Source organism: Saccharopolyspora sp. NPDC045839 (genome assembly GCF_056431645.1).
Genome location: NZ_JBWKKH010000005.1, coordinates 207,815 through 216,439, shown reverse-complemented (window position 1 = coordinate 216,439; position 8,625 = coordinate 207,815). Strand labels below are relative to the sequence as shown.

The window sequence follows — 8,625 nt, the reverse complement described above, 5'->3', positions numbered from 1 at the left end:
GGACGGACGAGAACAATCGTTTTTCCCGTGGAGTTCGAGTGCCCGCTTTCCTATCACCGCCCCCTGGATGCCCTCCGGGGGGTGGTGAGTGTTCGTTCCGGTTCTTACCGGAACGAACACTCACGACTGGTAGGTTCGGTCGCCGGAACGATCGGGGGCCGGTGGACAGCGGGGCACGTGGCGAACAACAGGCGGAAGAAGCAGAAGCGCGGGTCTGCAGGCCGGACGACCACTGCTCCGGACCGGTCGGTTCCGGAGCCTGACGAGGTTTCCGACGAGCGTTCGTCCCGCCCGAAGCCGCCATGGCTCGTTCTTGTCCTGGCGTTGGGTTGTTTCGCGGTCATCAAGCCCGAGATCTGGCTGACGTGGTCGCGGGACCAGGCGCCGGCGTGGGCTCAGACTGGCGCGCTCGCGGTCGGTCTCGCTTCGATCTGGCTGATCCTGCGCGGCCTGTGCGCCACGCAGTGGCTCGGCGCGTCCCGCGTTCAACCAACGGCGGGGGTGCGTTCCACCCGCCAGCTGGTCGAACTGATGCTGTCGCGAACGGCGATCTGCGCACTGGCGGGAACCTTCCTGGCCCTGATGGTCGCGAGCCGAGCGGAAGCGGCGGGGGTCAAGGTGACGAGCCTGATCAGCGACCTGGCCACGGTCGGCGCGCTGGTCGGCCTCGCGTCCTGCACGCCGCGCAGCGTGATCCAGAGCGTCCGGACCTTCAAGCTTCTCAAGGAGAACGACCGCCGCAACTGGGTCCGAGCCCACCTGACGCTGGCGATCGTCGACCTGATGGTCCTCTTTCAGCTCTGGAACCTGATCCGGTCGGTGCTGTTCTACAAGTGAAGGACGCCTTGATCGACTATGCCGGTCAAGGCGCCCTTCACTTCGGCACGATCAGGTTCACCCGGGGAAGCGGTCGTCTCCTCGGCTCCGCCATCACGGCCTTCCTTTTCGTCGCGGGAATCTTCTGCTGGCACAGAAGGGAATCCGGTCAGCATGGCTGCGGTTCGGGGGAGGGTTCGATGGGTGTCTGGCAGCTGGGTGCGCAGGTCGCTGCGGAGCGGCAGCGAGAGTTCGAAGCCGAGACCTACGGGCGCCACGTTGCCACTCGATCGGGCGATGGGGTGGCGTGCGGGATCGGTTCTGGGCCGCTTGGCGTTGATGATGATCCGCATGGTTGAGAACGGGGCAGACAAGACCGAGGGCGCCGGCAGTGCTGGGCGAGGGCCGGAGGAGGAGCGGCTGGAGCGGACCCGGACCGGTGGGATCTGGGTTTCCGTCGTCGTCGCGGTGATCGTGCTGGTGTTCCTGCTCGTCTTCATCGTGCAGAACTCCGACAGCGTGACCGTGCATTTCCTGTGGCTCGCGGGGAACCTGCCGCTGGGCGTGGCGATGATCTTCGCGGTGCTCGCGGGTGCCTTGCTGGTCGCTCTCGTCGGCACTGCCCGGATTCTGCAGCTGCGCCGCTCCGCCAAGCACCGCGCGCGCAAGCAGAAGTGAGGTTGCCGTGGCCGGCGGCGCGGGGGGCTGCCGCCGGCCACGCCACAGTTTCAATTGAAACTGTGGTCTTCGGACCTCGCGGGTGTTCTCACTGCGCGGTGAAGCCGCCGTCGATCGACAGGTTGGCACCCGTGATGAAGCTGGCCTCGTCGCTGAGCAGGAACGCCGCGAACGCGGCGATCTCCTCGGGCTTGGAGATCCGGCCCATCGGGTGGAGACCGGCGATCTGCGCCTCGCCTTCCGGAGTCGCGCCCATCGTGCTGCGGAACGCCGGGGTGTCGACCGCCCCGCTGGCGATCGAGTTGACGCGGATGCCCTGCTGCGCGTTCTCCAGCGCCGCCGACTTGGTCAGGCCGACGACGGCGTGCTTCGCGGCCACATAAGGCGAAATGCTGCCCATGCCGACCACGCCGACGTTGGAGGCGTTGTTGAGGATCGCGCCGCCGCCGGAGGAGAGGATGGCCGGAATCTCGTACTTCAGGCCGTAGAACACGCCGTTCAGGTTCAGATCCAGGTCGGCCCGCCAGCCTTCCGCGGGGATGTCCTGCACCGCGCCGAACGCGCTGACAGCGCCCGCGTTGTTGAACGCGCCGTCCAGCCGGCCGAACTCGTCCATCGCCGCGCGCACCAGCGCCGCGACCTCGCTCTCCACCGTCACGTCGGTAGGCACGAACAGAGCTCGGCCTCCGGTGCCGCGGATGTCCGCCGCCAGCTGCTCGCCGACGTCCTTGCTCCGCGCGCCCAGGACCACCGCCGCGCCCTCGGCGGCCAGCCGCCGGCTCGTGGCCTCGCCGATACCTGAGGTCGCCCCGGTCACCAAGACCACTTTGGACTCGAAACGTGCCGTGTTCATCTCTTCCTCGATCGCTTCGCCGTTTTCTCGGACGAGCCCAATACTTCCGGCGAAAGCGGATCAAGTCTGGCGGTAATCGGCCGTTGCGTCCGGACGTTCCAGCGTGGTCGCGAGCCAGAGCTCCAGGCGGTCCTGGGGTCGGTCGAGGAAGCGGTTCGTGACGCGTTCGGCGGTGCGCAGGCGGGAGCGAAGCGTGTTGCGGTGGATGTCGAGCTTGCGCGCCGCCGCCTCCAGGTTCTGGCCTTCGTCCAGGAAGGTCCGCACGCAGTCCACGAGGCTCGGGGTGCCCGCGCGGCGGCGTTCGTCCTGGCGGCGCAACGGTTCCAGCGCGGAGTCGACGAAGCGGTCGACCGCCGGGCCGTCGAAGACGCCTTGGAACAGGGCGCTCGCGGCGAGCTCGTCGGCGTGCCGGTAGACGTCTTCGGAGCGGGAAATCGCACTCGTGGCGCGGTAGATCGTCGCGGGCAGCTCGGTTCGGTCCCGGGCGGTCGCCGCTCCCGCGCGAACCTGCCCGGTCCGCGCGTCCAGCCGCTCGGCCAGCGCGCGGCCGGTCCTGGGGTTCGCGTCGGGGAGGACGGCGACCAGCGCTTCCGGCAGCGGGCAGACCACCAGTCGTTCCTCCAGTGCCGTGTCGTCGATGACCTCGGCGAGGGTGTCCAGCACGATGCGCGCCAGCTTCGGCGGCTCGGCGCCGCCGGCTCGCAGCGCCACCACCTCGTAAGGCGGGGGCGGCAGTGGGCAGGCGTCCTCCAGCCGGTCCCACAGCGTCGCCGAGTTCTCCTCGAGCGCGGCGGCGAAGAACGCGGCGCGCTGCTGGTGGGTCTTCGCGCGCGCCGAGCGCACGCCTTCGACGCCGACGCCGACGAGGTTGGCCGCGTGGTTGGCGAGGATCCGCACGTGTGCGGCGACCGGCGGCGCGGACGCCACCGCGAGCCAGCCGCTCGGGCTGCCCGAGATGCCGGTGCTCGCCACGTGGATCTCCCAGCCGCCGAAGGTCGTTCCGAGCGCTCCGCGCGTGCTGCGCCGCACGGCCGCGCGCACCGCCTCGTGCCAGTCACGGTGCTCCGGCGGCTCCGCCGCGCGCACGTGACCGGCGGAGTCGAGCAGCAGCACCTCGCCACCGGTGCCGGCGGCGAGCTCGCGCACGATCCCGGCGGGCCCGGAGCGCAGCGCCGCCCGCGCCATCGCGTCCTGCGCCTTGAGCGCCTGCCGCTCCTGGTGGGAGCGGTGGTCGGCGTACCACTGGGCGACGGCTTCGGTGATCGCGACGAACGGCGTGCTCTCGATGGCCGCGACCACCGGGAAGTCGCATTCGTCGGCGGCCCGCAGGACCGCGGGCGGCAGCTCCGTCCGGATCTCGCCGGGCGGGAAGCCGAGGCCCGCGCACCCCGCATCGGCCAGCCGGCGCACGTAGTCGCGCTGCCCGTCCGGGTCGTCCGGCAGGCCGAGCCCGACGGTCAGCACGAGCTCGCCGCCGCGCAGCCACGGCACCGGGTCGGTCAGCTCGATGACGTGCGCCCAGCGCACTTCCCGGTGCAGCCCGCCCGCCCCGGCCAGCAGGCGCAGGTCCAGTCCCGGCAGGCCCAGGACATCCGCCATCCGCAGCGCCATAGATCAACCCTTGTGCGAATCGCCCAACTCAGACTGCGAAAGTGTACGGTTCGCCCAGGGTGTTTTTCCGCCCGCGGTCCTACAGTCGCTGCACTCGCTCCCAGCGCCGACGGAGGACTACATGAGCGATTCGACCGCTTCGCCGCGAATGGCCGTCAGGGCCGCGTTCGCATCGTTCGTGGGCACGACCATCGAGTGGTACGACTTCTACGTCTACGCCACGGCCGCCTCGCTGGTGCTCGGCAAGCTGTTCTTCCCGACCTACGCCGACCCGTTCGTGGGCATGATGGCCTCGTTCGCGGTGCTGGCCGTCGGGTTCTTCGCCCGGCCGCTCGGCGGCATCGTGTTCGGGCACTTCGGCGACCGCGTCGGCCGCAAGTCCGCGCTGGTCACGACACTGTTGATCATGGGCGGAGTGACGTTCCTGGTGGGCCTGATGCCGACCTACGACACCATCGGGCCGTTCGCGCCGATCGCGCTCGTGGTGCTGCGGTTCATCCAGGGCCTCGCGGTCGGCGGCGAGTGGGGCGGCGCGGCGCTGATCGCGGTCGAGCACGCGCCGGAGCACCGCAAGACCTTCTTCGGGTCCTTCCCGCAGATCGGCAACTCCGCCGGGGCGCTGCTGGCCACCGGCGCGTTCAGCATCGTGTCGGCCTTCGGCGAGGAGGCGCTGCTGAGCTGGGCGTGGCGGATCCCGTTCCTGGCGTCGGCCGTGCTGGTGCTGGTGGGGCTGGTGATCCGGCTGCGGGTGGAGGAGTCCCCGGTGTTCGCCGAGGCCCTGCAGGAGCAGGACGCCTCGAACGAGGCCCCGGTCAAGGAGGTGCTGCGGACCTCGTGGCGGTCGGTGCTGATGGGCATCGGCGCGCTTCCGGTCGCCGTCGGCGGCTACTACATCGTCACGACGTTCCTGCTCGCCTACGCCACCACGCCGGAGATCGGCGTGCCCGAGACGGTGATGCTCAACGCGCTGAGCGCGGCCGCGTTCCTGGAGATCGTCGCGACGCTGATCACCGCCTGGTTCGGCGACCGCGTCGGCGCCCGGCGGATCGTGATCGGCGGGCTGATCGCGGTGGCCGTGCTGGCCGCGCCGCAGTTCCTGGTGGTGCCCAGCGGGAACGTCGCGCTGATCGTCGCGCTGCTGCTGGTGATGCGCATCGGCATGTCCGGCACCTACGGCCCGCTGCCCAAGATCCTGGCGGAGATGTTCGAACCGCGCGTCCGCTACACCGGCATCTCGCTGTCCTACCAGATCGCCGGCGCGGTCTTCGGTGGCTTGGCGCCGATCGCCTGCACCGCGCTGCTGGCGGCGTTCGGCACCCCGATCCCGGTGGTGGTGCTGCTGGTGGTGATGTGCCTGGTCGCGATCGCCTGCACGGCCAAGGCCCGGCAGGTCGACGACTCGCCTGCCGCCCTCACCCAGCGCGCCTGAAGTTCCCGAACGATTCGAAAGGTCAACCGTGTCCACTTTGGTCATCACGCACGCCGACGTCCGCACCGTGGACCATCGCCGGCCGCGCGCGGAGGCCGTTGCCATCCGCGACGGCAAGATCCTGCTCTGCGGCGCGGAATCCGAGGTCCGCGCCGCGGCGGGGCCCGGCGCGGTGGAGCTCGACGCCGGCGGCCGGACCGTGGTGCCCGGCTTCATCGACCCGCACAACCACCTGCTGTCCACCGCGGAGTCGCTGGCGGCGGTGAACGTGCGCAGCCCCGGGGTGTCCAGCGCGGCCGACCTGGTGGCGGCGATCGCGAAGGCGGCCGCGAGCGCCCCGGCGGGCCAGTGGATCCGGGCGTTCGGCATGGACGACGCGAAGTACCCGGAGGGCCGGGTCACCCGGGCCCAGCTGGACGAGGCGACCACCGAGCACCCGGTGATCATCTACCACGTCTCCGGCCACCAGGCGGTCGTCAACAGCGCCGCGCTGAAGTGGCGCGGCATCGCCACCGACGTGGCCGACCCGGCGGGCGGCGCGTTCGTCCGCGACGAGGGCGGCCGGCTGACCGGGATGGTGCTGGACAGCGCGATGGAGCTGCTGCTGCCGCTGGCCGCCGACATCGGCTGCCACGGCCCCAACTTCCACACCGACCTGCCGCATGAGCAGCTGCTCGGCTGGCTCGCCGATGCCCGCGACAACTACCTGTCCGCCGGCGTCACCACGGTGTGCGACCCGCAGGTGTCCCGGCGCGAGATGCTGGTCTACCGGGCGGCGAAGGCCGTCGGCACGCTGCCGCTGCGCACCGTCTGCATGCCGCTGTCGCACCAGCTCGACGGCCTCACCGCGCTCGGCCTCGCGGGCCCGTTCGGCGACGACTGGCTGCGGCTCGGGGCGATGAAGTTCTACTCCGACGGCAGCCTGCTCGGCGGCACCGCCCTGTTCCGCGAGCCGTACGGGGAGCGCGGCGAGTTCACCGGCAGCTCGTACTGGCAGCCCGAGCAGCTCACCGACCTGCTGCGCCGGGCGTCGGCGGCGGGCTGGCAGGTCGCGGTGCACACGCAGGGCGACCTCGCGATGCAGAACACGATCGACGGGCTCGTCGAGGCCGTGCGGGTGGCCGGCGACGACCCGCGGCCGCGCATCGAGCACTGCGGCTACCCGACCCGCGAACAGGTGCGGATGCTCGCCGATCTCGGCGCGGTGGCGGTGAACCAGCCGAACTTCCTCTACGACAGCGGCACCGACTTCGTGCGCCGCCTCGGCCCCGAGCGCGCGCACCGGCTGCAGCCGATCCGGGAGGAGCTGGACGCCGGCGTGGTGCCGGTGCTCTCCAGCGACTCGTTCGTCTCCAGCCTGCGCCCGATGGAGACCATCGCCAACGCGGTCTGCCGCCGCACCCGGGAGGGCGGCGAGATCGGTGCCGCGCAGGCGATGAGCCTGGACGAGGCGCTGCGCGCGCACACCCTGGACGCCGCCTACGCCCTGCGGCTGGAAGACCGCCTCGGTTCGCTCGCGCCGGGCAAGCTCGCCGACCTCGTGGTGCTCGACCACGACCTGCGCACCACGGCGGACGAGGACCTGCGGAAGGTCGACGCGCACTGCACGATCCTCGACGGAGAGGTGGCGTACCGGGCATGAGCGACACCGCGAAAGCCGCCGCGCGGGATTGGGTGGACCGCAACCGGTCCCGGCTGTCCGAGTGGCACGGCCGGATCTGGGAGCTGGCCGAGCCCGCGTGGCGGGAGTACCGCTCGGCGGCCTGGTACGTGGACCTGCTGCGGAGCGAGGGTTTCGAGGTCGAGGAAGGCAGCGGCGGAATGCCCACGGCGTTCTCCGCGACCTGGCGCAACGGCCCGGGCCCGACGCTGCTGACCTACGCCGAGTACGACGCGGTGCCGGGCAACTGCCAGGCAGGCACGCCGCGCCCCGAACCGCGGTCCGGCGTCAGCCCGCACGCGCCCGGGCACACCGACCCGCACTCCGCGTTGGGCATCAGCACCCTGGGAGCCGTCCTGGCGGCGAAGGAAGCGATGCAGCGCAACGGGATCGGCGGCACGATCCGCTACACCGGAGAACCGGCCGAGAAGGTGCAGGGCTCCAAGGTCGTGCACGGGCTGCGCGGCTACTACGACGACGTGGACGCGATCATCAGCTTCCACCCGTTCTACATGCTGCCGCTGTGCAACACGGTCCGGTGGGACACGCACTGCGGCGCGTACTACAGCCGCATCTACAGCTTCCGCTGCGACGAACCGGAGACCTGGGGCGTCGCGGACCCGGGCAGCCCGATCCCGGCGTCCCACTCGGCGGCCCGCGCGCCCGGCGCGAACGCCGCGCTGATGACGATGTACTCGCTGACGAAGTCCACACAGGACTCGATGGTCCCGGCGTTCGGCGGCTGGTCGCTGTCCGAGGCGATCCTGAGCGCGGGCAACGCCACCGCGGACAACCTCCCGGCGGGGATCGCCCAGATCCAGTACTCCTGGCGCTGCCCGGACATCGCCACGGCCGAGCAGGTGCTGCGGGTGCTCGACGCGAACGCGGAGGCCGCGGCCCGCACGGCGCACTGCCGCCTCGAAACCCGCTGGGTGTCGCGGAACCGGCCGGGCCTGGCCAACCACGCGATGGCGGAGGTGACCTACCGCAACCTGGCGCAGGTCGGGCCGCCGGAGTACGACCCGGAGGCGGTCGAGGTGGCCCGCGAGGTGCAGCGCTCGCTCGGCGTCGAGCCGACCGAGCACCCGCTGCTCGCCGAGTGCTCCCAGCTGGTCGAACCGGCCGAGGCGGAACGCCTGCTGCGCGAGAACATCCCGCCGTCGCAACGGAACTGGACGTCCGACGACTACGTCGAGATGACCCACTACGCCCCGACGGCCCGCCTCTACATCGCCCGCCCGGCGCTGGCCCCGATCGACGGCCGCCCCACGCCGAGCTGGGCGATGAACGCCCTCGGCGGCATCCCGGCGACGATCGACCCGACGATCATCTGCGCGGCCAAGACGATCGCCGGAACGCTCCTGGACCTGGCCCGCAGCCCGGAGGTCCTGGCGGCGGCCAAGGCGGAGTTCGAGGAGCGCCGCGCGGCGGCCCCGGAACCGTTGCTGCCCAAGGACTTCGAGGCCCCGCACGACTACCCGTGGCCGGAGTACGTGACGACCGCGCGAGGCTCGGGCTGGCAGGGCGCCTGAGCAGACGGTGGGATGAAGCGAACGGCCTGTTCACCTCGTCTATCGA

At 71.2% G+C, this 8,625-nt stretch carries 8 protein-coding genes; 5 read left to right on the top strand and 3 right to left on the bottom strand.

Translation table 11 applies throughout. The features are described 5' to 3' along the window. On the top strand, positions 1-837 hold an 837-nt coding region (locus AC07EQ_RS09860), incomplete at its 5' end, for a hypothetical protein (protein ID WP_478387620.1). On the opposite strand, the gene AC07EQ_RS09855 is transcribed toward AC07EQ_RS09860, so the two are convergent. Then, the gene (locus tag AC07EQ_RS09855; RefSeq protein ID WP_478387619.1) at positions 828-1,169 is read right to left on the bottom strand and encodes a hypothetical protein; all 342 of its coding nucleotides are present in this window, start codon (positions 1,167-1,169) and stop codon (positions 828-830) included. The two genes, AC07EQ_RS09860 and AC07EQ_RS09855, sit on opposite strands and share 10 nt — an antisense overlap. On the opposite strand from AC07EQ_RS09855, the gene AC07EQ_RS09850 reads away from it, so the two are divergent. Next, on the top strand, positions 1,168-1,494 hold the full coding sequence (locus AC07EQ_RS09850; protein WP_478387618.1) for a LapA family protein: 327 nt from the start codon (positions 1,168-1,170) through the stop codon (positions 1,492-1,494). The genes AC07EQ_RS09855 and AC07EQ_RS09850 overlap by 2 nt on opposite strands. Before the next feature lie 88 nt (positions 1,495-1,582). On the opposite strand, the gene AC07EQ_RS09845 is transcribed toward AC07EQ_RS09850, so the two are convergent. Beyond that, positions 1,583-2,347 carry an SDR family NAD(P)-dependent oxidoreductase gene (locus AC07EQ_RS09845; protein WP_478387617.1) on the bottom strand — a complete coding sequence of 255 codons (765 nt, stop codon included), beginning with the start codon at positions 2,345-2,347 and terminating at the stop codon, positions 1,583-1,585. 60 nt (positions 2,348-2,407) lie between these two features. Then, the gene (locus AC07EQ_RS09840; RefSeq protein WP_478387616.1) at positions 2,408-3,946 is read right to left on the bottom strand and encodes a PucR family transcriptional regulator; all 1,539 of its coding nucleotides are present in this window, start codon (positions 3,944-3,946) and stop codon (positions 2,408-2,410) included. Between the two features lie 133 nt (positions 3,947-4,079). On the opposite strand from AC07EQ_RS09840, the gene AC07EQ_RS09835 reads away from it, so the two are divergent. Genes AC07EQ_RS09835 through AC07EQ_RS09825 form a run of 3 tightly spaced genes read left to right on the top strand, consistent with a single transcriptional unit; the run spans position 4,080 to position 8,579 of the window. Then, entirely contained in the window at positions 4,080-5,387 is a 1,308-nt protein-coding gene (locus AC07EQ_RS09835) for an MFS transporter (protein ID WP_478387615.1), read from the top strand. A gap of 28 nt (positions 5,388-5,415) precedes the next feature. Continuing rightward, entirely contained in the window at positions 5,416-7,029 is a 1,614-nt protein-coding gene (locus tag AC07EQ_RS09830) for an amidohydrolase (protein WP_478387614.1), read from the top strand. After that, positions 7,026-8,579 (top strand): zinc-binding metallopeptidase family protein, encoded by a 1,554-nt coding sequence (locus tag AC07EQ_RS09825; protein WP_478387613.1) that lies wholly within the window; start codon positions 7,026-7,028, stop codon positions 8,577-8,579. The genes AC07EQ_RS09830 and AC07EQ_RS09825 overlap by 4 nt, the downstream gene beginning before the upstream one ends. Positions 8,580-8,625: the final 46 nt, after the last annotated feature.

Bases quoted from the DNA above. Each gene is read 5' to 3' on its own strand.
- AC07EQ_RS09850 (WP_478387618.1), top strand. From the start codon at position 1,168: ATGGTTGAGAACGGGGCAGACAAGACCGAGGGCGCCGGCAGTGCTGGG.
- AC07EQ_RS09855 (WP_478387619.1), bottom strand. From the start codon at position 1,169: ATGCGGATCATCATCAACGCCAAGCGGCCCAGAACCGATCCCGCACGC.
- AC07EQ_RS09845 (WP_478387617.1), bottom strand. From the start codon at position 2,347: ATGAACACGGCACGTTTCGAGTCCAAAGTGGTCTTGGTGACCGGGGCG.
- AC07EQ_RS09840 (WP_478387616.1), bottom strand. From the start codon at position 3,946: ATGGCGGATGTCCTGGGCCTGCCGGGACTGGACCTGCGCCTGCTGGCC.
- AC07EQ_RS09835 (WP_478387615.1), top strand. From the start codon at position 4,080: ATGAGCGATTCGACCGCTTCGCCGCGAATGGCCGTCAGGGCCGCGTTC.
- AC07EQ_RS09825 (WP_478387613.1), top strand. From the start codon at position 7,026: ATGAGCGACACCGCGAAAGCCGCCGCGCGGGATTGGGTGGACCGCAAC.